The sequence below is a fragment of the Pseudoalteromonas sp. A25 genome, assembly GCF_009176705.1.
In the GTDB taxonomy this organism is placed as follows: Bacteria; Pseudomonadota; Gammaproteobacteria; order Enterobacterales; family Alteromonadaceae; genus Pseudoalteromonas.
In genome coordinates, this window is sequence record NZ_AP021846.1 from 2,900,746 (window position 1) to 2,925,875 (window position 25,130).

16 protein-coding genes are annotated in these 25,130 nt (G+C 42.6%); 8 read left to right on the forward strand and 8 right to left on the reverse strand.

From position 1 onward, the window contains the following. Entirely contained in the window at nt 1-2,409 is a 2,409-nt protein-coding gene (gene thrA / locus GDK41_RS12530; protein WP_152086717.1) for a bifunctional aspartate kinase/homoserine dehydrogenase I, read from the reverse strand. Between the two features lie 325 nt (nt 2,410-2,734). Continuing rightward, nucleotides 2,735-3,103: a response regulator gene (locus tag GDK41_RS12535; RefSeq protein ID WP_152086718.1), complete on the reverse strand. Its 369-nt coding sequence runs from the start codon at nt 3,101-3,103 to the stop codon at nt 2,735-2,737. Between the two features lie 200 nt (nt 3,104-3,303). Between GDK41_RS12535 and GDK41_RS12540 the strand changes: the two genes are divergently transcribed. After that, complete coding sequence (locus GDK41_RS12540) at nt 3,304-5,064, forward strand: sensor histidine kinase (RefSeq protein WP_152086719.1); 1,761 nt, start codon at nt 3,304-3,306, stop codon at nt 5,062-5,064. A gap of 100 nt (nt 5,065-5,164) precedes the next feature. Beyond that, nucleotides 5,165-6,073, forward strand: a complete 909-nt coding sequence (gene rdgC, locus GDK41_RS12545) for a recombination-associated protein RdgC (RefSeq protein ID WP_152086720.1) — start codon at nt 5,165-5,167, stop codon at nt 6,071-6,073. Between the two features lie 61 nt (nt 6,074-6,134). Here the strand turns inward: rdgC and GDK41_RS12550 are convergent, their stop codons facing one another. Beyond that, on the reverse strand, nt 6,135-6,974 hold the full coding sequence (locus GDK41_RS12550) for an HDOD domain-containing protein (RefSeq protein WP_152086721.1): 840 nt from the start codon (nt 6,972-6,974) through the stop codon (nt 6,135-6,137). A gap of 225 nt (nt 6,975-7,199) precedes the next feature. Between GDK41_RS12550 and GDK41_RS12555 the strand changes: the two genes are divergently transcribed. Further along, nucleotides 7,200-8,885, forward strand: coding sequence for a dipeptidyl-peptidase 3 family protein (locus tag GDK41_RS12555; RefSeq protein ID WP_152086722.1), 1,686 nt, complete (start codon nt 7,200-7,202; stop codon nt 8,883-8,885). Between the two features lie 66 nt (nt 8,886-8,951). Here GDK41_RS12555 and GDK41_RS12560 read toward each other — a convergent pair whose 3' ends face one another. From GDK41_RS12560 to dinB, 3 genes are all read right to left on the reverse strand, one after another. Further along, nucleotides 8,952-10,484 carry a M17 family metallopeptidase gene (locus GDK41_RS12560; protein WP_152086723.1) on the reverse strand — a complete coding sequence of 511 codons (1,533 nt, stop codon included), beginning with the start codon at nt 10,482-10,484 and terminating at the stop codon, nt 8,952-8,954. Between the two features lie 72 nt (nt 10,485-10,556). Continuing rightward, nucleotides 10,557-12,242 (reverse strand): carbon starvation CstA family protein, encoded by a 1,686-nt coding sequence (locus GDK41_RS12565; protein ID WP_172971612.1) that lies wholly within the window; start codon nt 12,240-12,242, stop codon nt 10,557-10,559. A 76-nt stretch (nt 12,243-12,318) separates the two neighbouring features. Then, nucleotides 12,319-13,380 (reverse strand): DNA polymerase IV, encoded by a 1,062-nt coding sequence (gene dinB, locus GDK41_RS12570; RefSeq protein ID WP_152086724.1) that lies wholly within the window; start codon nt 13,378-13,380, stop codon nt 12,319-12,321. A 140-nt stretch (nt 13,381-13,520) separates the two neighbouring features. Between dinB and GDK41_RS12575 the strand changes: the two genes are divergently transcribed. The 3 genes from GDK41_RS12575 (at nt 13,521) to GDK41_RS12585 (ending at nt 16,084) form a co-directional block, all read left to right on the forward strand. Beyond that, entirely contained in the window at nt 13,521-14,573 is a 1,053-nt protein-coding gene (locus tag GDK41_RS12575) for an aldo/keto reductase (RefSeq protein ID WP_152086725.1), read from the forward strand. 102 nt (nt 14,574-14,675) lie between these two features. Further along, the gene (locus tag GDK41_RS12580; protein WP_172971613.1) at nt 14,676-15,194 is read left to right on the forward strand and encodes an NUDIX hydrolase; all 519 of its coding nucleotides are present in this window, start codon (nt 14,676-14,678) and stop codon (nt 15,192-15,194) included. Nucleotides 15,195-15,319: 125 nt separating this feature from the next. Further along, nucleotides 15,320-16,084, forward strand: coding sequence for a substrate-binding periplasmic protein (locus tag GDK41_RS12585; RefSeq protein WP_152086727.1), 765 nt, complete (start codon nt 15,320-15,322; stop codon nt 16,082-16,084). Here GDK41_RS12585 and GDK41_RS12590 read toward each other — a convergent pair. Next, nucleotides 16,069-16,743, reverse strand: a complete 675-nt coding sequence (locus GDK41_RS12590; RefSeq protein ID WP_442960213.1) for an SIMPL domain-containing protein — start codon at nt 16,741-16,743, stop codon at nt 16,069-16,071. The genes GDK41_RS12585 and GDK41_RS12590 overlap by 16 nt on opposite strands. 244 nt (nt 16,744-16,987) lie before the next feature. Between GDK41_RS12590 and GDK41_RS12595 the strand changes: the two genes are divergently transcribed. Both GDK41_RS12595 and GDK41_RS12600 read left to right on the forward strand, forming a co-directional pair. Then, nucleotides 16,988-19,666 (forward strand): bifunctional acetate--CoA ligase family protein/GNAT family N-acetyltransferase, encoded by a 2,679-nt coding sequence (locus GDK41_RS12595; protein WP_152086728.1) that lies wholly within the window; start codon nt 16,988-16,990, stop codon nt 19,664-19,666. Further along, entirely contained in the window at nt 19,660-20,607 is a 948-nt protein-coding gene (locus GDK41_RS12600; protein WP_152086729.1) for an ion transporter, read from the forward strand. Before GDK41_RS12595 ends, GDK41_RS12600 begins: the two co-directional genes overlap by 7 nt. Before the next feature lie 15 nt (nt 20,608-20,622). Here GDK41_RS12600 and GDK41_RS12605 read toward each other — a convergent pair whose 3' ends face one another. Beyond that, nucleotides 20,623-25,125: an EAL domain-containing protein gene (locus GDK41_RS12605; protein WP_152086730.1), complete on the reverse strand. Its 4,503-nt coding sequence runs from the start codon at nt 25,123-25,125 to the stop codon at nt 20,623-20,625. Nucleotides 25,126-25,130: the final 5 nt, after the last annotated feature.

The following is a 25,130-nucleotide window of genomic DNA, read 5'->3' on the forward strand; positions in this document are numbered from 1 at the left end:
CTAAAGTGTTTTCAATATATCAGCAAAGACACCTGCTGAGGTCACTTCAGCACCCGCACCATAGCCACGTATCACAAACGGGCGAGGTTGATAATACTGGCTCAAAATAGCCAACGCATTTTCTCCGTCACGGATATCATAAAGCGCATGCGTTTTATCAACCGCTTCAATTCCCACACGACAGTGACCATTTTCGATACTGCCTACATAACGCAGTACCTTGCCTTCGTTGGCCGCACTTTGAATTTTGTCAGCAAAACTTGCATCAAGCTCAGGTAGGCGCGCCATAAACTCTTCAACAGACGTACCTTGCGCAAAATCAGCAGGCACAACCGGCTCAACTTCGATATCACTAAGCTCTAAGTTCAATCCCGACTCACGCGCAATAATAAGCAGCTTTCTCGCCACATCAGTGCCAGATAAGTCATCTCTTGGATCTGGCTCAGTAAAGCCATTGCTTTTGGCTTTTTCAGTTGCTTGAGATAAGCTCAAGCCATCTTGTAATGCACCAAACATGTACGATAAAGAGCCCGATAAAATACCATTAAACGACAACAGCTCGTCACCTGCACCAAATAGCAATTGCAAGTTATCAAGTACTGGCAGACCGGCACCAACATTGGTTTCGTATAAGAACTTTCTTTGTTTACTTTGCGCCGCTCGCGTCAATGCTTGGTAATATTCATAACTGCCAGTGTTAGCCTTTTTGTTCGCTGCAACAACATGAAAACCAGCATTTAAAAAGTCAACATATTGATCAGCAAGATGCTGAGAAGAAGAGCAATCTACCAAGACGGGGTTTATTAAATGGTTTGCTTTAACAAATTCCTCAACACGTTCTAAGGAAAAACCTTGCTCTTGGTTTGCCAGCTCAGACTGCCAAGTGTCAAATGGTACGCCGTCAGCATTTAAATAAAACTGTTTTGAGTTAGCAACCCCGTATAAATTAAGCTTGATATTACGCTTTTCTAACCATGCCTGTTGCTTTTCAAGCTGCTTGATAAGCTCTTGCCCAACCAAACCACAGCCCAATAGAAATACGTCAATTGAAGGAATATGCGTGAAGAAATTCTCGTGGCAAACCTTCACCGCATCGTTGCACCTTGTACCATCAATAACAGCTGAAATAGCACTTTCTGTAGAATCTTGTGCAATAGCCACGATGTTCAATTGTGCTTGTGCCAAAGACGCAAAAAACTTAGCGGCTAAGCCTTTATGGGCTTTCATATTATCGCCAACTAAGGTGACGATTGCCAAATCTCGCTGTACTTGCACCGGTTCGATTAATCCTGCTTGAGCTTCTAACTCAAATGCTTGCTCTAACGCATTGAGTGCCAACTCAAGATCGCTATCGTGAACACAAAAGCTAATACTAAATTCACATGAACTCTGGGTGATAAGGACTATTGAAACATTATCATTGGCCAATGCATTGAAGACACGCGACGCCATACCCACTTTGCCTTTCATGCCTGGGCCTGAAACTGTTAACATAGCTAAGCTTTCTAGGCTAGACAGTGCTTTAACTGCTTCATCACCACGACGTTCATTACTGATCACAGAACCTGCAACATCTGGATTGTGCGTATTTTTTATTTCACATGGCACAGAAAACTTAGCGCAAGGTAAAATGGTTTTGGGGTGCAATACTTTGGCCCCAAAGTATGACAGCTCCATGGCTTCTTTATAAGACAGCCAATCCACTTTGGTCGCCTTTTTAATAAAGCGCGGGTCGGCGTTATAAACACCATCAACATCAGTCCAAATTTGGCAAACTTGCGCCCGTAAACAAGCTGCCGCAACGGCTGCGGAGTAATCAGAGCCATTGCGGCCTAATGTGGTCAACTCTCCACGCAAATTGCTCGCTGTAAACCCTGGCATAATATAGTACTTACTTGGACGAGCGTTCATTGCTGATGCAAACTTAGGCTGGCTCAATTGTAAATCCACCTCAGCATCTAAATAACCACCATGACTAACAATACAGTCTGTTGCGTCAAGATATGTGGCTTGCGCCCCCAACATAGCCTGCATTAGCGCTACGCTGATGCGTTCACCAAAACTAATTACATAGGCTCTGATAGGATCTGGGCAATTTTTTAATAATTTAACACCAGCTAGTTTATCCTTGAGTTCATCCAAGCTTGGCCAGTGCGCAACAACACCATAAAGCGTTTCAACTTGAGCGTGTAGCGAGTGTGCTCGCTCACACAACGCCTCCCATTTTGCAGCATAGTCTTGCCCTTGCTCAGCTAGCGCCGCTAGTTCAACAAGTTGATCGGTCATGCCGCCGGGGGCTGAGAGCACAACTAACGCCTCTTCCCCTGCTTGATTTAATATTAAGTTTTGTACCTGTTTAAGACATTCAAAGTTAGCCAGCGAAGAGCCGCCAAATTTCAAAACACGCATGGTTATATTTCCTCATTCCTAAAACGAAAAAGGCCTGTGTTCGTAGTGAACACAGGCCTTTTTTAAATACGCACTGACCTATGCCACTATCCAGATTGGATGGTGGTTGTAATAATGGTCGTAGTGTTAAAATTTGTTTTCATGTTTTTAAGCTTGCCCGAAATATAGGCACTTTGTCAACAGATAAAATAGACAATTAATATGCAAAATAATCATGGTAAGTATAAGCAATTGCAAAATGTATGCAGCCTAGTCTCAAAAGGTAAGTCTCAGAGCAGTAAAAATGGGAACATAGAGATAACTTTAATAAGCTGTAAATGATGCGCTAACGGATGCCGTAGCGATGCAATAACTCTATTAAACGGGCGCTATCAATCGGTTTTTCTAAAAATGCAATAGCACCTAGTTGCGTTACACGTTGCTTCATTTCAGGTTGAATATCAGCAGATATAACAATGACAAAAGTTTCGATATTGGCATCTTTTTTTATGTGCTCAAGCACTCCAACACCATCCAATCTTGGCATCGTTAAATCTAAGCACAGTAAGTCCACATGTTGACTTTTCAGCTGTTCAATTGCCTCTACGCCGTCATTTGCTTGTTGAACATCAGCGTCCAACACTTTGCTTAAACAGCGAACAACTTGTTTTCTGGCAACAGCTGAATCATCACATACTAATATTGAGTAATTCATCAAAATAAATCTATCGCTTTGTAACCAACGCACTTATAACACAATATTGTGTATCCAGTAAGGGGGGCTAGACATAATGATAATAAAGCGCTTTTTCTTAACTAAAAAGCAAGATATTTATTTATTTTTAACCCTTTATTGGCTAACTTTACCTGTAGCCGTACTAAAATAATTACTATTTGGGGAGCCAAAGTTCATTCATGCTGCAAAAAAGCCTATCGAAAAAGCTACTCACGAATGTGCTGTCGGTTTATTTCTTACTTACGTTCGTTGTGACTTGTGGTCAAGTTGTCGCTGAGTATGTCAATACCAAAGACTACATACGCAACGAGTTGACTATGCTGCAAAAAACGTTCAGCCGCAGCCTGACACGCGCGATTTGGGAGTTAAACACCAAACAAACTGTCACGACGGCTGAAGGTCTGCTGGCTATCCCCATGATCGAAGGTATTATCGTACGCGATGATAGTGGTGAAATAATTTCTCAACTAGGTCGTTCACTCGACATTCACGAATTATATAGCCAACAATTAGTGCAAGAAGAAGCCATTATTGAAGATACACCATCAGGCTTATTTGGATATACCTTCCCGCTTATCTTTGAGTTTTCAGGCCGCGCAACTCAAGTTGGCGATGTAACTCTATTCTCATCTCGTGATGTTGTGTTTAGTCGCATTATGATTTCGATTTATTTTTTGATTGGTAATGCAATGATTAAAACAACGTTCTTGATCATTCTGTTTTTAATTGCATTTCGACGCTTGCTAACTGAACCCTTAACAGACCTAACCGACCAAATCGAAGAAATAGAACTTGACGATATCGATGGTAAAAAGATAGACATTGGCACCACCGAGCGTAATGAACTCAAAGTAATGGAAGAAGCGTTTAATAAACTAATCGACAAGGTCGCTGAGTATCGTAAACAACTCGATCAAACACAAAAAGAACTCATTATTAGCAATGAAAAACTAGATCAACACAACCTTCAGCTTGAGCAAGAAGTTGCGAGGAAAACTTCAAACCTAAGTCAAGCAATGATGGATCTTCAACAGCAAAAGTATGAGTTAGAAAAGCAAAAGCTTACATTAACTGAAGAGGTTGATCTTCGCAGTCAAACCGAGCAAGAGTTACTGACAAAACAAAAGGAGCTGGAACGCTATGTTGATGAACTAAACATGGCGCAAGAGCGCCTCGTTGGCTCTGAGAAAATGGCAGCATTAGGTGGGTTAGTTGCAGGTATCACTCATGATATTAACACCCCAGTTGGGATAGGCGTTACAGCAACGTCATTTTTACAAGAACGCTTAAACAAGCTAGAAGCCGCCTATAAAGAAAAAACGCTTTCTCCAAAAGCACTCGAAGAGTTTATTAATGAAGCCAAGCAAAGCACCAGTTTATTAACTACAAACTTGGACAGAGCGTCGGAGTTAGTTGCAAGCTTTAAACAAATTGCAGTGGATCAGGCCAGCGAAGCGGTGCGAAAAATAAACTTTAAAGAATACTTATCTGAAGTTGTGCGTTCATTGCATCCTAAAATCAAAAAAACAAAGCATACTATTGATATTAACTGCCCTGATGATTTGATTTTAAATTTACCTGCGGGCGCAATCAGCCAGATTTTCACTAATCTGATCATGAACTCATTGATCCATGGTTTTGAAGGCATTGATAAAGGTATTATCGATATCAGTATTACTGATGATCACGATGATGTAAAAATTGTGTATAAAGACAATGGCCGAGGCGTCAGTAAAGAGCAACTTGAAAAGCTGTTTGACCCATTCTTTACAACCAAGCGCGATCAAGGTGGTAGCGGATTAGGCACCCACATAACCTTAAACTTGGTCAAGCAAACTTTAAATGGCGATATTGAGGTGAACAGTGAAGAAGGAAAAGGCTTAACCTACTTCATTAAATTTCCAAAAAATATGCAAGCACCAATGAGCATGTTTAGCTAAATCGCACATGCCAAATACAAAGTTTTGTATTTGGCACTCCCCTTTGACTTCAAATTATTGTTATTATGCCCGTCTATTTTTAAGCACGGATACTCATAATATGTGGTTCAGTAACCTGATCTGTTATCGATTCAAGCAAGACGTTTCATACAACCAAGACGAATTTGAAAAAGCGTTAGAACAAGATGTGTTTCGACCTTGCGGCAGCCAAGACATGAGTACGTTTGGTTGGACAAAAGCGCTAGGAAAACATGGCAACAGCTTATCCCACTTCTCACAGAATAGTATTCTGCTATGTGCTAAGCGTGAAGAAAAAGTACTGCCAGCGTCAGTGATCAACGACATGGTAAATGAAAAAGTAGAACTTATTGAGCGAGAAGAAAACCGCCCAGTTAAAAAGAAAGAAAAGGATGAACTAAAAGAGAACATTCTAAGCACTTTGTTACCTCAGGCATTTAAGAAATCAAGCCTGCAATTTGCATTTATAGATCAAGATAATGGTTGGGTAATAGTCAATAGCGCTAGCTTCAATAAAGCTGAAGAACTATTAGCACTGTTAAGAAAGTCTCTTGGCACTTTGCCAGTCGTGCCCGCATTTGCCAACTATGATCTCGATGTTTTTCTTACCGATTGGCTGACTAAGTTTGAGGCCCCTGAAGGATTTGCAATTGGCACTGACGCTGAGTTGCAAGAGCCCGATGATAATGGTGCTCAAGTGAAACTCAAGCAACATGACTTATCCTCAGACGAAATCAAAAGTCACTTAGAAAACGGAAAGCGTGTTACCAAACTTGCTTTTGACTGGCGTGAACGCGTTAAATTTATGCTTCAAAATGACGGCTCAATAAAACGCCTGAGCTACGCTGAAGCGCTTAAAGAACAAAATGCGGACATTCCTAAAGAAGATATGGCAGTAAAGCTTGATGCAGACTTTATATTAGTTAGTGAGGAAGTTAAGGAACTATTAGAAGAACTCACGCAAAGTTTAGGCGACAGCTCAGATATGTAAGTTAAAATAGATATGCCGACACAGTCGGCTTATCTTCTGTAATAAAACACGAGTCATAGGGCTATGCAAACATCGTTTTGACATCTTCAAGTAAATCTTGATACTCATCACTGGTAAACATATCCACAGAACGAACAATCCCTTTTTGCTCATAAACTTGTAATGATGCTGCTTTATCAGAAACCTGTAAAATGCCCTCTAAAATACCTCCAACACGGATAAAATCCACATAACTATCTTCATTAGGTTTGTAGTTTGGATTAGCCCAGTTTTCAGCAACTTCTATAAACTCTTCGGTAAATCCCCACTCCCGCATAATGGCACCACCAATTCTACCTGCCAGCTTTTGAATTGCGTGAGCTAAAAAGCTTGGGTTTGCAAACACTTCAGGGTGGCGCTCAGCCTCTGTTAATATCGGCAACACACCAATATTAAAAACCAAAGACGCGAGTGTAATTGTGTCTCTGTTTAATGAGGTATGTTTGTGAACACGTAAGTAAAATTCCATGGTAGAAATGGCTTGGCAAGCCACTTTTAATGTTTTTTGCCATGCTTTATCCATATAAGTTTTAATCAACTTGTTGTTTGAAACAAACAGCTGCTCCATAGCCATGGCAGTCGCTATGTTTTTTATTTGTCTCAGCCCGATACGGGTAACCGCTTGATTGAGCGTGTTGACCTTTACAGAACGCCCCATAAATGCGCTATTGGCAACCTTTATCATCCGTGCTGATAATGCAGGATCATGAGAAATGACATCTGCCATCTGCATCAAGTTGACGTCTGGATCGTCTGCAGCTTGACGAACTTTAACCGCTACGTCCGGTAACGTGGGTAGCACTAACGTATCATTATTTATTCTATCTATAAGGATGGTAAGTAAAGCATTCTCTGTTGACATAGGTTCAATCCTAAAACTACTCAGTGGCATTAACATACTGTTGTTATATAGTTTTAGTATTGTCTAACATCAGCATAAAGTTAAGACATAGATACAAAAATAATCCCTATTAGCTATCAAAGCTAATTTTCTGGTAATTACATCGCGTCGATGCAGAATAATTTTTGTCAATGAGGTAAGGTAGTCCGGTAATTTTAACTTCCAATAACAATTAAAGAGAGCAATATGAGACTTTCTAAAATAAGCCAAGCATTAATCATTGCTAGTTCTTTAGCCTTAAGCGCATGTTCAGAGCCAACAAACAACTCTCCTGAGGCGCAAAGCGCACAAAAAGAACAATCGGGCTATACGTTAGTTAATACACCACAATCACGCCTAGATATTTACACTGAAGTGACATTAAACACCGATTTATCGCACCTTAGCGACAATCAAAAACACATGATTAGCAAGTTAATCGATGCATCAAAAATTATGGACGACCTATTTTGGAAGCAAAGCTTCGAAATGGATAAAGAGACATTCTTAAGTCGTATCAGCGACGACAAAGTTCGTAAATTTGCTGATATCAATTATGGTCCTTGGGATAGACTCGACGGTGACAAAGTTTTCCTAAACAGTTTTGATGAAAAAACCCCCGGTGCTGAGTTCTACCCTCATGATATGACCAAAGAAGAGTTAAATAACTCCGATTTAAAAGATAAAGCAGGGTTATATTCAATTGTTAAACGCGATGAGCAAGGTAAGCTATACACTCTACCTTATTCAAAAATCTATGAAAAAGAACTCACTCAAGCTGCCCAACTTTTACGTGAAGCAAGTAAGCTTGCTGAAGATAAAGAATTTGCTAACTACTTAATACTGCGTGCAGATGCCTTATTAAACAACAGCTACCAAACTTCTGACTTTGCGTGGATGGATATGAAAAATAACCCCATTGACGTGGTTATTGGCCCTATTGAAACGTATGAAGACCAGTTATTTGGCTATCGCGCAGGGTTTGAATCGTATGTACTTGTGAAAGACCTAGCATGGAGTGAACGTTTAGCTAAATTTGCTGCATTTTTGCCTGAACTACAAACCGGGTTGCCTGTTGATGAAAAATATAAACAAGAAGTGCCAGGCTCAGACGCTGATCTAAATGCATATGATGTCATCTATTATGCAGGTCACTCAAACGCAGGTAGCAAGACCATTGCCATTAACCTGCCGAACGACGAACAAGTTCAGCTAGAAAAAGGAACTCGTCGTTTGCAACTTAAAAACGCAATGCGTGCTAAGTTTGACAAAATTATGCTACCTATCGCAGACCAACTAATCGTGCCAGAGCAACGTAAACATATTACCTTTGATGCATTCTTTGCCAACACTATGTTCCATGAAGTGGCACACGGTTTAGGTATTAAAAACACCATTACCGGCAAAGGCACCGTACGTCAATCTCTACAAGAGCATGCGAGTGCCATTGAAGAAGGTAAAGCTGATATTCTTGGCCTTTACATGGTTGAGCAGCTATTGAATAAAGGTGAAATTACTGAGGGAACGATTGAAGATTACTACATCACCTTTATGGCGGGGATCTTCCGTTCAGTACGCTTTGGTGCGTCAAGTGCGCATGGTAAAGCAAACATGATCCGCTTTAACTTCTTCAAAGAACAAGGCGCGTTTTCTAAAAATGAGCAAGGCTTGTACAAAGTAGATATGGATAAGATGGCTACCGCGATGGAAAAGTTGTCTAGTCTTATCTTAACTCTGCAAGGTGACGGTGATTACCAAAAAGTGGATCAATTGATCGCAACGCACGGTGACATTAAAGAGGAGCTACAGGCTGACTTAGCAAAACTGTCAAAAGCCAACATTCCTGTTGACGTCACATTCAAACAAGGTAAAGCAGTGTTAGGTCTTAAGTAATTAAGATTTCGTACTCTACCTCAGCAAAAAAGGGCACCTAGGTGCCCTTTTTGTAAAAATGCCTGATTAAATACAATAACGAGCGAACAAGCTACTCACTGTTGCAGCGGTTGGCTTTCCATGTTGCCAATCACCGCCTTCCACACCACTACCGGCAATATCCATATGAACATAGGGCAAAGGTAAATCAGAATCACTACCGTGCTTATCTAGCCCACCCACAATGGCCAGAAACGCCATAGGGAATTGGTGACCGCGCGCAGTAACCGCAGAAGGTGCATTGTTACTTGAAAGTACATCATCCGCCAAGGTACGTGGTTTTACAAAATCATAATCTTCACGGCGACTACGTGATAGTTCCGCACCATCAGCCCACAAATCGCCCATATCAGCCAACTGACGAGAAACACTAGCCGCACGAGCCGGGCCATTTTCAACATAGGCGCTATAAGGGCCTACCGCTCTTGCTGCGTGACCGGTCAATGTAGCAACGGTAAATAGCTCTGGATTTACCTCTGACTTAGCAAGGTCTTTCATTTCACTTAGCAAATCGCCCATCGCTAAGCGCCCTTCTGCATCGGTATTACCAATACGAACTTTTAGCCCTTCACGGCAAGTAATAATTTCATCCGGCACAAAACAATCAGAGCCAATAGAGTTGCGTACCACAGCAAGGTAAGCAACCACTTTGACACCCTTAGGTTGATAATCAGCAACCGCTTTCATAAAACCTGCTACCGATGCTGCACCGCCTTTATCGCGACTCATACCCGCCATAAAACCGCCTACCTTCAAGTCTGCACCACCAGTGTCATACACAAGCCCCTTACCAACAAACATGAGGGTGCGGTTTACTTCATCACTTGGCGTATAAACCAGCTTTACAACACGAGGGTGGTGACGCTCAACAGCATATGAGGCACGCGCGACAGTACCCAGCATAGGATATTGTTGTTCAATGGTATTGATATCACTGATAACCTCAACAGACACGCTGGTATTTTTAAATAACTCAACACAGTAATCAGCAAATTTTGGTGGTGCCATACGCTCAGGCTCGGTGCCACATAAATCGCGCGCCGCATATTGGCCTGCCGCCAAGGCGTTTAGCTGCTTACACAATGCTTCATCAGCGCCGACTAAACTGATTTGGCTCACAGGCTCTATGCTTTGGCCGCGGTATTCACGCGCTTCTAGCGGCTGCCAAAGTGCTTGGCAAGCACCTAAGTAAGCAACTTGTAGGGCATTTTGGTAGCGCGCATCTTGAGGCATACCCACAACCAACATAGTTGGCGCTTTGCACCCCGCCGCTTTTGCTTCGTTGATAGCTGACTTTGCCGCATCAAAAATACGGCGCACATCATCATAATCGCGATTAAGTGGGCCTGTTGGAGAAATAACCAAACGTTTACCAGGTAACTCATCAGCAAGCACCAATGTGGCTTTACTTGATATTCTCGCATCTACAGCTAGATAGGGTGCTACGGCTTTGTTAAGACGCTCATCTTGTAGATCATGCACATTGGCAGCTATCACAATCACTGCATCGGCGTTATTACTTACTAAATCATTACACGGTAATGCCAGAGGAAAAGACATAAAAAAGGCCCTCAGTTACAAAAATAAGGGCCCGATTATGGGATATTTGATAATGCTTTACCAGTAAAGTCGCTATTGTGTATTTTCGTTCACTGACCCTGCTCGATTATGTTTACTAATCACGGACCAAGCTTCAAGCATTACCAGTACACTGACCACCAGCACAATGATATCTAATATCACTAGTAACCAATTTCCTTGCTGATAGTATTCTTGTAACTTAATTACGCCGGCAAAAAAAGCCATTAATAAAACAAAGCTCATGGGGATCAAGGTATATTTTGCAGGACGCCCTAACTTGATCAAGTAGACAGAAATCACAAGCAAAGTAAGGCTTGCAAGTATCTGATTGGTTGAGCCAAATAGCGGCCAAATAATCATACCACCGCTCCCTGATGAACCACCCGCACCAAAAGCAAGGAGTAAACAACAACCCACTGCAATCAAGGTCGCTACAATACCATTTTGCAACGCCTTTAGCTGATAGATATCTCCCCACTCTTGAATAATATAGCGCTGTAGCCTAACACCGGAGTCCATTGTGGTACCGGCAAACAACACCACCATCACTGCAAGCAAAGTAGCTGCAATTTCTGTGGGGATCCCCCAACCACTGCTGATCAGATTAGAGCCGCCGGTGATAAACGCCCCCACACTGCCAGCACCTAAATGGCTGTATATTTCGTGCCACTGCTCAGGCGACACGGCAAGCATGACACCACTGACAGCCACAAGAGTAATAAGTGCCAGCGAGCCCTCTCCTACTGCGCCTAAATAACCAACAAAGCGACCGTCTGTTTCTTTGTTTAGCTGCTTTGAGCTAGTTCCTGAAGATACGATGCCATGAAAGCCCGATACCGCGCCACAAGCAATAGTAACGAATAGCAAAGGGATAATACTGGGTGTTTCACTGGCCATATGGGTATTAAATGCTGGCGCGGTAATATCTGGCATAACAACAAATACCGCACCATATAGCAGTATCAAGCCAACCAATAACTGCAAACCATTGATAAAATCACGCGGCTGCAAAAGCATCCATACAGGCAGCAAAGAAGCCACAGCCGCATAGATAAACAAGATCACAATCCAGCTTGCTTTATCGGTTAATCCAAACAACTCAGAAGGTAGGGCCAAAGGCATACTAGAGCCCATATAAATGGTGGCATACAAAATAGCCACCCCGACCACGCAAAGCGGCACCAAAGGCACTTGTCGTTTTAGCAATTGGCCAATCACTAGCGCAACGGCTATCGCTGCCCAAGCAGGAAACACGGCACTGGGGTTGGCAACAAATGAGTTGGCGATCACCACACCAAATACCGCATTAACCATAAGTAAAACAAGAAACACCACAATCATAAACAATGCACGAGTACGTTTGCCTATCACCGTTTCTGACAGCGCTCCCATAGACTTGCCTTTATGGCGAGCACTGGCCCAAAGAGCCCCCATATCATGAACACCGGCAAAGAAAATAGTACCTATCACTACCCATAACACGGCAGGTACCCAACCCCAATAAACCGCAATGGCAGGCCCAACTATCGGCGCAGCACCAGCAACAGAAGTAAAATGGTGCCCCCATAACACCACTTTGTTGGTCGGCACAAAGTCCACCCCATCATTTAGTTCATGTGCCGGCGTGACAAAATTATCGTCCATTTTGAAGATTTTTTCGGCGATAAATTTGGAATAAACAAACCAGCCAAATAGCATACCAATTATGCCAAATAGCACTATCATGATTGACTGCATTCTAGGCTCCTGCTCTTATTTTTGTATTAGCTTAGCGTGTGAAATTAACATAGTTAACAAAAAAAGCACTTACCTTTTAGTCGCAGTCAAATAGCCCAAGTTGAGCTTGGTCGTTTTTGCTCTCGAGAAGACCAATATTAATCCCTATCAAACGCACGGGTTTACTCGGATAACGAGCCAGTAACTCTTTTAGCAAAGTAGATAAAACATCAACGTTTAAACTGTCGTATTGACACTCCTTACTCACAACTTGAAAGTCAAAAAATTTCACTTTAACACCCAGCTTGTTCATACCTCTACTTTCAATATAAGGCTGAGCGCGACGTGTCAGTTCAGGAAATAGTGATTCAACTAAACGGCGGGTTAACTCTAACGCATCGCTAGTATCTTCACTAAATGTAGTCTCAACTCCCACAGACTTTCTCACTCTGTGTGTTTCAACTTGCCGCTCATCAATCCCATTACAACGCCGCCAAAGCACTAAGCCAAACTTACCAAAGCGCTGATATAGAAAATCTTCACTGCTTTTTTTGATATCACAGCCATATTGAAAACCAAGCGCCAATAACTTTTGCTGTGTCACTTTGCCCACACCGGGGATTTTTTTCAAAGGGAGTGTATCAATAAAGTCATGCACTTCATTGGGTGTAATAACAAATTGACCGTTTGGCTTGTTTTCATCGCTGGCTATTTTGGCTAAAAATTTGATGGGGGCGATACCCGCTGAGGCGGTTAAGCCCGTTTCACGTTCGATATCAGCGCGAATTTGCTGTGCTATCAAGGTGGCACTGCCTCCCAACTGCGCACAGTCTGTTACATCCAAGTAAGCTTCATCTAAAGACAGCGGTTCGATTAGATTGGTATAGCGAGCAAAAACCCCTCTTATTTGCGCAGACACTTCCTTATAAACAGACATTCTGCCGGGCACTATCACTAAATGAGGGCATAATTTCTTAGCTTGATAATTGGACATAGCTGAGCGGACACCGTATTCACGCGCCAAATAGTTAGAAGTAGACAAAACGCCACGATGGCTATTTCCACCAATCGCCATAGGGACTTTTGCAAGTTCTGGATTGTCGCGCATCTCAACGGCGGCATAGAAACAATCCATATCAATATGTATGAATTTTCTCATGTTCAAAATACTGTGTTTATATACAGATTATTATGTTCATAACTTTCGGTATCTTGCAACTTTTACTCGCGCTTTGAATGCTCTAAACTGGTTTAGTCTTGACGTTAATCGTCGAACCTAACTTATAACAAGGATTTAGCATGCAATTTAGTCGACTAGGCAGTAGCGAACTCGAGGTTTCTAGAGTCTGTTTGGGGAGCATGACCTGGGGTTTGCAGAACAATCAACATGATGCCGATGAACAAATTAACTATGCACTAAGCCAAGGTATAAACTTTATTGATACGGCTGAGCTGTACGCCGTGCCACCATCAGCACAAACCTATGGTAAAACTGAAGCCATCATTGGCAATTGGCTGGCTCGACATCGCGAAAAGCGCGAGCAGTTAGTAATGGCAACAAAGATCTCAGGCGGCGGTGTCAGCTGGATCCGCGAAGGCGCGCCTATCTGCGGGCAATCTATTATCCAAGCCGTTGATGCTTCTTTATCTCGTTTAAACACCGATTACATCGACCTTTACCAACTGCACTGGCCAAACCGCACTTCGCCTCACTTTGCAAAGCATTGGCCCGGTATGGTGACATTCTCAAAGGTCGACCGAGATGCAGAAATCGAGTCAATGCTGGATATTTTACAAGCTTTGCAAACGTGCATTAAACAAGGAAAAATCCGTCATTGGGGGTTATCCGATGATACCACTTGGGGCATAAATACTTATTTACGTTTAAGCTCAGAGCATAACCTCGCCAGACCCGTTGCAATTCAAAACGAATTCAACTTATTGCACACGAAAGATTGGCCCTATTTGATTGAAAATTGCGTTCATGAAGACATAGCCTATTTACCATGGTCACCACTGGCGGCGGGCTCATTAACCGGTAAGTATATTGATGGTGCAAGGCCTGAGGGCTCGCGCTGGACTTATATGCAGCGCAATGGTTTGTTTAGAGATACGCCACAAGCAAACCAAGCAGTGAAAGAATACAACTCGATAGCCAAGCAATTTGGTGTAACTCCCGCACAACTAGCGCTTGCATGGGTCAATCAAGTAGATGGCGTTACTTCAACAATTATTGGCGCTACAACAATGTGCCAATTAAAAGAAAACATCCATGCCTTTGATTTGCATTTAAGTGAGGCGCAACTTAATGACATTGGTGCTGTGTTACAACGCTTTCCATCCCCCTACTAACTCAATACGCACAGGAGCAGCCTAGCTCCTCCTGTGCCTTAAGCAATTAATCTTTATTCTTAATTGGCGTATACTACGCGGCCAAATTAAATCATCAGTGATATGAGCATCATGCGAAACCTCAACTCAACAGCTGTGAATATACCTTCAGGTAGCCACTTTACTCGCCATACAGCTCGAGCAATTGTGATAAAAGGCGAAGAAATTTTGTTGCTATATACCGCCCGATATGATGATTACTCACTACCTGGTGGTGGTATGGATAAGCACGAAACCATTGAACAGGCGCTACTGCGAGAACTACAAGAAGAAACAGGCGCTAAAAGTTTAACCCACATAACGCCTTTTGGACGATATGAAGAATACCGCCCTTGGTACAAACCTGACTATGACAATATCCACATTGTGTCAGATTGCTACGTGTGTGAAATATGCGGTGAATTTAGCAAACCGCAAATGGAAGACTACGAGCATGCCAATGGCATGAAACCCGTTTGGATCAGCCTTGATAAAGCGATTGCGCATAATCAAAGTACGTTAGAAAGCAGTGAAAAACAGGGACTGTCACTCGTTCGAGAGTTACATTTATTACGTAAAATAAAAGCAGAGCTAATGCCTTAGCAGCATTTGTCACTAAAAGCGTATGTTTTTATAAGATTTTTTTGAAAACTTATTCCTAACAGCAACCCCCCATATACGTGAGCGCATAATTTATCTACAATGGTTTGTCGATTGTTGGAGGTAATATGAGCAAAGTGTTGTGCCATGTAAGCTTTATCGTGCTGTTTATAATGCCCCTATTGCACGCGCATGCATTGACGTTTTATGCCGAAGACTTGCCACCTTACCACTTTAAAAATGCCAAAGGACTTGCCTCTGGTGCGCTCGTTGAAATTACCCAAGCAGCCCTTAAACACGCTGATCTTGAAGGGGAGTTTTCGATTTTGCCCATGGCCAGAGCCTACAAAGAGCTGCAAGAAAAGCCAGATGCATTGATGCTCTCATTACTTAGAACAGCTGAGCGAGAGACAGACTTTATTTGGATATCTCAAACCTACTTCGCCGACGCTTACCTTGTAAGTTTAGCTAGTAACCCGATTGACCCAGCAACTCTTGATGCAGCGCAACAGTTTCGCGTCAGTACCATTCGAGGTTACTCAAGCGCACGATTTTTACAACAAGCTGGGTTCAGTGAAGATGAGAATCTAGTCTTAGTTGGGCATTACAAACAACTTTGGCAATTGCTCTATAAAGGACGAATCGATTTAGTGCTTACGAACACGCTCACCCTCGAGAATGAAATACTCCGAAGCGGTCTAAACCCAGAACTTATAGAAAAAAAGCTCCATTTAACTCGTTTTCCTTCTCAGCTATGGTTAAGTGCGAGTAAAGAGCTAGACCCACAAATTGCTACCAAGTTAAGTGCAGCTATGGAGTACGTCAAAACCAGTGGCATCTATGCGCAAATCCTCACACGTTGGCAGCTCCCGCTACCTCAGTCTGATAAGTAATACTCCACACTGGTCACCACTCTTACCGTCTTTATCTGTGGTGTATTGCTGTCTCTATCACTAATACTAAACTGGCCTTGCCGTGCCGACTTTATTTTACCCAACTGCGAGTCAGAGTCTTTAGCAAACTTGAGCGCGACTTCTCGTGCTTTTTGTGTTGCTTCTTGCACCATTTGCGGCTTGATGTCATTAAGGCCGGTAAACATATATTCAACGCGGTTTTGGTAATCGTCTTGGGTTATAGCAATCCCTTGTTTTGCCAACGAGTTTAGCTCTCTCAAGGCTTGCTTAACTTTTATAGGTTGGTGACTAAACACCGTCATTCCCGACTTAGCGATATAGCGAAAACCACGCTCATTTTGACTGTACTCTTGCGCATATTTGTCAACAATGGAAGGGGTTGCCTGAGTTATCTCTGCATCATCAAAGCCATGTAAAGTCAAAAAAGCACGAATAGCCGAGTTCTTTTTTTCTAATCTGGCAACCAATGCTTCTAAGTCATTGTCTGCATCTTTATAAAACACAGGCCAGATAACGGTATCGGCCATTACTTCTTGCTCAGCTAGGCCTTTAACATGAACCGTCCGCTCCATGGCTTTTATATCTTGAAACGCTTGAGATATCAGCCATGTACTAAGCACTAACCCCGCTGCAATAATACTTGCAGCACCAATATGTTTGCTGATTGCTTCTTTCACTGCAACTACTCCAAAATAAGTTATTAGATCAAAGTCTCATCGGTTAAGGCTCGATCAATAGCCAAAAACTGATTAAAGTGATATCACACGAAAATTATTACCAATGAATATACTAACTTAGCCACACGAGCCTTAACCTACCATGTACCATTGGAGGCTCTCAATCCAAACAGTTTAGGTGAAAGGGTTTCAAACAGGACAGTCAATGAGCATAAAACAAATTGGGCAATTTTTTAATCCTCAGTCAGTTGCCGTTATCGGTGCGTCTAATTCACCTGAGCGTGCAGGTTTTGTCGTTATGCGTAACTTGCTACAAGGCGGCTTCAAAGGCCCTATTATGCCAGTTAGCCCTACAAATAAAGCCGTCCATGGCGTGCTCGCTTATCCAAGTATCACAGCGCTGCCACAAGTACCTGAGTTAGCGGTAATTTGTACGAATAAAAATACGCTCGAAACTCTGCTCCAACAATTAGCAGAGATAGGCTGTAAAAACGTAGTTATTATTGCCGCGGGGTTAAATAACCGACAAAAAACCACTTTGAAAAAAGTGGCAAAGCTACACAGCATTCAACTACTGGGTCCAAATTGCTTGGGCTTACTCGTGCCCCACATAGGCCTTAATGCGAGCTTTTCACATACAGTAGCAGCCCCGGGTAACCTTGCATTTGTATCGCAATCTGCGGCAGTTTGTTCCACTATTTTAGATTGGGCGCAAAGCAAGCGAATTGGCTTTTCGTATTTTGTTTCAGTGGGCGACTGTTTAGGTATCGACTTTGATGAGCTACTAGATTTTTTAGGCCGAGATGCAAAAACCAAAGCCATCTTGCTATATATTGATAATATTGACGATGTCAGACGATTTATTTCCGCGGCACGAGCTGCGGCATTTAGCAAACCTGTGATTGTCATTAAAACAGGCAGAACACACGCCGGCGCTGAAGCAGCCTATATACATACCGGTGGAAAAACCTCTGACGATACAGTTTATGATGCCATGTTCCAACGTGCGGGCATGCTCAGAGTTAATGATTTAAGAGAGCTTTTTGCCGCGACTCAAACCTTAGCATTGCACCCTAAATTATTACAAGTAGAGCACCTTACCATTCTCACCAATGGGGGGGGACCCGGTGTTATGGCTGTAGACACACTCTTACAACGCTCAGGTAAACTAGCCCAACTTGAAGCGCATACTCGCGCTGCTTTAAATGCCGTTATCCCCCAATCTAACAAAACTTCTAATCCTGTGGACTTATTTGGCGATTCATCGCCACAGCGATATAAGCAAGCGCTTGAGATTTTACTAAAGGCACCGGAGGTAAAAAACTTACTTATTATTCACACGCCTTCGGCGCTGGCGCCCAGTGAAGAATATGCAAAAATTATTGCCTCTACTTTACACACGCTCCCCAAAATGGCGCGACCTTTTGTTATGACTAACTTTATGGGAGAAAATGCAGCCTATGCTGCTCGAGACATCTGTGCCGAAAACGACATTCCAACTTATCGCACACCCGAGGGAGCAGTTGGTGCCTTTATGCACCTGATCAGCTATCGCCGTAACCAAAAGCACTTAACCCAAACACCTGAGTCAAAAAGTGACAACACACAGATTGATGCGCGCGGGGCTAACAAAACCATTCAATCTTTACTCAGGCAAGGGCATACGCAGTTATCAACACACTTAGCGCGTCAACTGTTGTGCCATTACGATATTAATTGTATCGAAACTCGGGTTGCACTCACGCCAAGTGAAGCCAAAGAGGTGTCGATTGAAATGGGCTTTCCTATTGCGCTCAAATTGATTAGCCCCTCTATCGCCTCAAAATCTGAAGTCGGTGGTGTAGTGCTAAATTTGAACGACAGTAATGAAGTAGAGCAAACGGCTTTTGCAATGCTACTGCGTATTAAAAAAGCCTACCCCGATGCGTCGATTGAAGGTTTTTCCTTACAAAGAATGGCGCCTAGAGCCGGCGCACAAGAGTTGCGTATTGCGGTTAAAACTGAAGAGAATTTTGGTCCTGTGATTTTGTTAGGTGAAGCTGGCACGGGCCTAGAGTTTTCACAAGCGGCTGTCGCACTTCCTCCTTTGAATATGAATCTTGCCAAATATTTAATCGCAGCCGCTCACGATAAAGGCGCACTAAAAGAGCGCGCAATACCAGACAAAGTGGATAAATACCGGCTCTGCGATTTACTCACCCGCGTTTCTCAGTTGATCATTGATCAACCTGATATATGGAGTATTGAACTTAACCCAATCTTGGCAAGTAATGGTCAATTCTTAGTGCTTGATGCAAATATTACGCTTGCCCAGTACCAACCCACACCTGGCAAAAAACGCTTAGTGATCCGACCATATCCAAAAGATTTAGTGCAGCATGTCACATTAAAGAACGGCCAACACGCGACTTTAAGGCCGATTAGGCCAGAAGATGAACGCGCTCACCAAGAGTTCGACCAATCTTTATCAAAAGAAGACCGATACCGCCGTTTTTTTGGTGAGTTGCCGCAGTTCAATCATGAACAACTCGCTAAAATGACACAAATCGATTACGACCGTGAAATGGCGTTTATTATCAGTGAGCCTTATAAAAATACGCATCGCACACTCGGTGTTTCAAGACTGCTCATTGAACCAGACAACGATAGTGCCGAATTCGCTATCGTTGTTCGCTCAGATAGCCAAGGCTTGGGCTTAGGACGGTTGCTTATGCGTGCCATAATAGACTATGCAAGCAAACAAAGAATAGCGAGCTTAAGCGGTATCACCTTGCCAGAAAACACTGGAATGATTGAGCTATCGAAAAAGCTAGGCTTTACTATCACAAGAGATTTTGAAGAAGGGACTGTGAATATGCAATTGCAGTTGAGTACATTATGCTAAACACATACCGAGAAAAAACAGCAGCACTGCTAGAGGGTAGCGGTCATTTTTACAAAGCCGGAAAATACTTAGACCTATTTCTAATCGCATTGATCATGACCAACGTCATAGCCATTGTGTTAGAGTCGGTACCAAGTTTGGCAAAACAATACCAGAGCGAATTTTTACAACTGGAACTTATCTCTGTTGCCATTTTTACCTGTGAGTATTTACTTAGGCTTTGGAGTTGTGTTGATAAGTTAGAATATAAACACCTGTCTTGTAGCGACATAAAAAAGCGCATTAAATACTTCTTCTCTGCGCTGGCTATCATTGATTTACTGGCCATTTTACCCACTTTACTCATGGTGTTCATCACCTTCGACTTACGCTTTTTACGCGTTATTAGGCTATTACGTATTTTTAAACTCACCCGTTACTCTAGAGCAATGCAACTGCTGTTAGCGGCTTTTAAAGAGGAAGGTAGTAGCTTACTGGCAGCATTTTTTATCATGTCTGTTGTGTTGATCATGGCTTCATGCGGAATATATTTGCTCGAGCACGATGTACAACCCAGTAAGTTTGGCTCTATCCCACAAGCTATGTGGTGGGCAATGGCAACCTTAACCACCGTAGGCTATGGTGATGTTGTGCCGATTACCGCTGCGGGGCGCTTTTTTGGTGGGGTTATCACTTTACTCAGTATGGGCATGGTTGCTATCCCAACCGGCTTACTCGCTTCAAGTTTTGCCGACCAACTCCGTAAACGCCGAGATGCTTTTAATGAAGCGGTATTACATAGTCTGCACGACGGCGTTATCGATCCCAAAGAGAAAGAGCACCTTGAAATGCTGCGTATAGAATTAGGGTTAAGTCACACAGAAGCAAATCAAGCAATCAAAATGATGAGCAGTCAACGCGCCCATGCCCTCTATTGCAGACACTGTGGCAACAAGTTGTAGCTGCCGCAGTGCGCATTAAGAAAAAACTGCCTGCCAGTTCTTTTCGCACAGCTCACTGACATGCTCTCCCAATTGTGGTTCACAAAACAGCGCTCCTTGAAAATAGTCGCAGCCAAGCATGCGTAAAAACCTTAGCTGCTCAGCGGTTGTGATCCCCTCAGCGATACATTGCATTCCTAAACTGTGAGCCAAAGATAAGCTGGCATGAACAATGACCTCATGTTCACTATCAACGCCAATATCCACTACAAAACTGCGATCAATTTTCAACACATCTATCGGAAATTGCTTCAAGTAGGTCAATGACGCATAGCCTGTACCAAAGTCATCCATAAACAAACGACAACCGAGCAACTTAAGCTGATACATTTTTTCTATTACCCGAGGAATGTCGCTCATCATAATAGACTCTGTAATTTCGAACGCCACGTGGCGGCCCGCAACACCAGTGCGAGTAAGCACGCTCTCAATTTGGCTTATCAATTCGGCGTTTTGAAAATCTAGCGCAGCAAGGTTCAACGAAATATACAACTCACTATCATGCGTGTGCCACTGTTTTAACTCAAACAGTGCGCGTTCTAAGGTTTGCAACCTAATTGCTGAGCACAGCCCTGTCTGCGCAACATTGTGTTCAATATCCTTCAGATCACCCTGTAAATAGCTAGGCCAGTTAACCGATACTTCAAAACCATCTATTTTTTTACTTGTTCCACTAATGATCGGCTGATAGCTATTTGAAAAGTCGCCATTTTCTATTGCTCTGCGTAAATCTTTTTCAAGTTGAAATGAACGTTGAACTTGTTTGTTCATCTCTTGTTTAAAGAAATGAACGCCAGCCTGGGGCTGATGCATTGCGTGACTCAGTGCAAGCTTAGCATTTTGGCAAAGAGAAAAAGCTTCAACACCATCTTCAGGTGAACAAGCAACCCCAAAACACACATCCAAAGATAAGTCATGACCGTTGATTGCCAAGGGTTGTTCAAAGTGCTGCATTAGCTCACTGATACAGCGGGTAACCTCAGACACACCTTTTGCATGTTCCAATAAGATATAGAATTCACGTCCACCTTCAACACCAATGCTATCTTGTTCCCTAAAACTTTGACGCATAATGCTCACAAGGTGGCGCACTGCATATGCATATTGCTCTGCTGATAGCGCTTCTTGATACCTTTTCAATCGTTTAAAACGCATTGCTACAACGAACACTGGTGACGAATTGTGACTTTGAGATAAAGCGTGTTGTACTCTATCAATAAACAAAACCTTATTGGGTAATTGCGTTACAAGATCATAATTGGCCAGTTGATATAGCTCCTGCTCTGTTCGTTTTTGCGAGCTGATATCGGTCATAACCACAACGTAATTCTCCAGCTCTGCATTTGCATCTGCGATAGCACTGACTTTTATCAAAACAAAGCAGACTTCTCCGCTTGGTTGAGTCAATCGCTCTTCAGCACTGTAGTGCTCACCCGGCTTTAACTTCGTCATCGCACGCAAATAACTCATTCTAGTTTGCCTACTCAAACCAAGATGAAGCTTAGTACTAGAGTCTGGTTCAGCTTCAATATCAAAAGCCTGCTGCAAAGCGGTATTACAAGCTTGAATGCGCAAGTTTTTATCAAGAATAAACACCCAATCTCGGGTTTGCTCAAATGCAGCACCAAATAACCTTGCTCGCTCTTCAAAAATACGCTCGCGCGTTAAGTTAGTGTACGTGCCGGTTACTCGCTCCGGAATGGTTTCACGCCACCCCATCACCTTGCCGTAATCTTTATACCAACGCCAATAGCCCTGCTTATGCTGCAACCTATAAGTGCAATTAAAAGTGCCCTTATTCGTAGAAACAAACTCTAGCCACTCTATTCTAAACAAGGCCCGATCATTTGGATGAATAATTTTTAAGTATTCATCCAACGTGACATTATCATGAGGATAGTCCAGTTCAGTCGTTAACCTTGGTTGATAAATTAAGTGATTGTCTAGTTGCCAATCCCATACGCCAGAACCACTACTTTCGAGCGCTAACTTCAGTCGAGCTTCACTATTTTGCGTTTCTTTATGGGCGGCGATGATCATCTGCTCTACTTTATTCTTGCGATACATCCACAAACTAAAACAAAGCAATGCAAACAATATGTAAGCTCCAATCGCCATCGGTGAGCGCCAAAATGGATACTTAACATTAATACTTAATTTGGCAGGCTCAGTATATTCACCAGTAAACGGATCCTTCGCCCATACTTTCAACTGATAACTACCAGGGTTGAGTTTTGGAAATACCACTCGGTTGTTACTTCGCGTTAAGGTTTTTTGTCCACCAGATATTTGATACTCATATACAACTCTATCTTTGTAATCAAACACCATGGCGGAGAAAGCAACCTCCAAACCAATATCATCGTGGTTTAGCTCTAAGTGTTCAATTTCTTTTAAGCCATTAATATCAAGCTTGCGCGACATCAATTCAACTGAAGTGATATTAACCCTAGATAATAAAGGCTTACGAGGCCGGTTTACTGCAGGGTCAAACCAAGTAAAACCTTTTAAGGACCCATAAACAAGTGTCCCATCGGGAAGTTGTTCAGAAGCGCCCCAGTTAAACTCATTAGAATATAAGCCATCCTCAGTGATAAATTGTTGCATGTGCAAATTATCTGGGTCTAACCGCCAAATTCCTTTATGTGACGACATCCAGATCATGCCCGCATTATCTTGGCGCATCTCATACATTGGGGTTTCTAGTTTGAGCTGCCGTAAATCAATAGTGTGAGCCACTTCATAACCATCTAATGTCAAGCCAATTAAGCCCATATTAGACATGGCTAACCATAGAATATTATTCTTATCTATGGTGTAAGTAAGTATATTGTCTGGTGAATGCTCATTGGCATTGGGGGATGCATAAACTTTCTCTAAAGTCTGGCTGCTTGGGTCAAAACGATACAATATTCCACCCGAGAAATACAACGGCTGCTCAGGCTTGTCTGGCAAGGGCGCACTAAATCCCATAGATAAAAATGGGTCTTGTGTTTGCAAATCACCAGCAAGTTTTGACAGCTTCTGGTTTTCTATGTCGTAATGGAAAAAACCTTTGTCATTGTTAATGAAATACACATCACCACTTTGCAGTAACGTAATACCAAATACAAAATCTTGCATCACCTCTTTATATTGCGAGTCCTTAACTGAAGGTCGCCTAATATCATGGGTTTTAGGATTAAAAGCAAAAAGGCCTCGATTTGTGAGCAGCCAAAATTCATCACGGTATAAATACATTCGATAAATAGAAAATTCAGGCTGAATAGCCTCACCGAGATAGCCTTTTAGGTAATACCTTGTTTTTTCTGTATTGGGGTTGTACCGAGTTAACCCATCGTTTGTAGCAGCCCAAATCATGCCATCATACGCTTGTAGGTCCCAAACATTACTGTGCGAAAAACCTTCGCCTTTGACCGTCAGAGCATTCACATTGGTGAAAACAGACTGCTTTTTGGGTAAGTAAAAAGCACCATCCATTTTTGTTGCTACCCAAAGTGCTCCCTGTGAGTCTTCAATAAAGTCTACAATCGCGGTGTCTGTGAGACTATATTGGCTTTGCGCAATCCTTTGATCTCGAGCTATTTCCTTTGTATCAGCGTTAAAGTACATCAACCCTTTGTCTGTGCCCAAAACTAACTTGTCGGGCTTGGTCACTATTTTCCAAATATTCAGATCGCTGATAAGTGTCTCGTACTCCCAGCGGTTGTCTGTGTATTCAAACATCTGCTCAAGCTGACTAATATCTACCTTATACAGCCCTTTGACAGCCCCAATTAACAACGTATCAGGGTCGAGTAAAGCAAACGACTTAGTATGCAACTGAAACTCATGTTCTATGGTATCAATATGTTTAACCGAGATGAGCTTTTTTAATTTTTGATGATAAATAAATGCGCCTTGCGAACTGGCAATAAACAAATAATCATCAACCGCCATTAAAGCTCGAACAAAGCCAAGCTCTTTATCGATAGGCAGCGGAATTTCGATACTTATTTCACCTGAGTTTATATCTAACAAAGACACGTTATCACCACGGGCCAACCACAGTTGATCTGCATTTTTAGCTAGCACGGCATTCACGCCAAGTTGCAGGAACTCTTCTTCACTGCGAGCAGAATTCATATACTGCCGAAAAGCATCTTTTTGTGGGTCGTAGCTATATATGCCAAATGCCCGGGATGTTATCCAAATACGACCTTGGGGATCTTGATAGATCACATCAATTACTGCTTCATCAAGTATGCCGTTTGGTCCTTTAACACTGAGCACCTGATAACCATCGTAACGGTTTAGTCCCCCTTCTGTTGACAGCCATAAAAACCCTTTTTTATCAAACATCAAAGAGTTCACATAACTTTGAGATAACCCCTCAGCGGGAGACAATCGATAAACTTGCGACGCATGCGATAGGGGTGTACTAAAGCATAAAATCACTGAAAAAAGCAGTACTGCGAGCTTTGAAAAAATGTTTTGCATACGTC

Coding starts and splice junctions, on each gene's coding strand:
- GDK41_RS12595 (WP_152086728.1), top strand. CDS start 16,988: ATGAGCATAAAACAAATTGGGCAATTTTTTAATCCTCAGTCAGTTGCC.
- GDK41_RS12555 (WP_152086722.1), top strand. CDS start 7,200: ATGAGACTTTCTAAAATAAGCCAAGCATTAATCATTGCTAGTTCTTTA.
- GDK41_RS12540 (WP_152086719.1), top strand. CDS start 3,304: ATGCTGCAAAAAAGCCTATCGAAAAAGCTACTCACGAATGTGCTGTCG.
- GDK41_RS12600 (WP_152086729.1), top strand. CDS start 19,660: ATGCTAAACACATACCGAGAAAAAACAGCAGCACTGCTAGAGGGTAGC.
- GDK41_RS12580 (WP_172971613.1), top strand. CDS start 14,676: ATGAGCATCATGCGAAACCTCAACTCAACAGCTGTGAATATACCTTCA.
- dinB (WP_152086724.1), bottom strand. CDS start 13,380: ATGAGAAAATTCATACATATTGATATGGATTGTTTCTATGCCGCCGTT.
- GDK41_RS12550 (WP_152086721.1), bottom strand. CDS start 6,974: ATGTCAACAGAGAATGCTTTACTTACCATCCTTATAGATAGAATAAAT.
- thrA (WP_152086717.1), bottom strand. CDS start 2,409: ATGCGTGTTTTGAAATTTGGCGGCTCTTCGCTGGCTAACTTTGAATGT.
- GDK41_RS12560 (WP_152086723.1), bottom strand. CDS start 10,484: ATGTCTTTTCCTCTGGCATTACCGTGTAATGATTTAGTAAGTAATAAC.
- rdgC (WP_152086720.1), top strand. CDS start 5,165: ATGTGGTTCAGTAACCTGATCTGTTATCGATTCAAGCAAGACGTTTCA.
- GDK41_RS12585 (WP_152086727.1), top strand. CDS start 15,320: ATGAGCAAAGTGTTGTGCCATGTAAGCTTTATCGTGCTGTTTATAATG.
- GDK41_RS12565 (WP_172971612.1), bottom strand. CDS start 12,242: ATGCAGTCAATCATGATAGTGCTATTTGGCATAATTGGTATGCTATTT.
- GDK41_RS12605 (WP_152086730.1), bottom strand. CDS start 25,125: ATGCAAAACATTTTTTCAAAGCTCGCAGTACTGCTTTTTTCAGTGATT.
- GDK41_RS12575 (WP_152086725.1), top strand. CDS start 13,521: ATGCAATTTAGTCGACTAGGCAGTAGCGAACTCGAGGTTTCTAGAGTC.
- GDK41_RS12535 (WP_152086718.1), bottom strand. CDS start 3,103: ATGAATTACTCAATATTAGTATGTGATGATTCAGCTGTTGCCAGAAAA.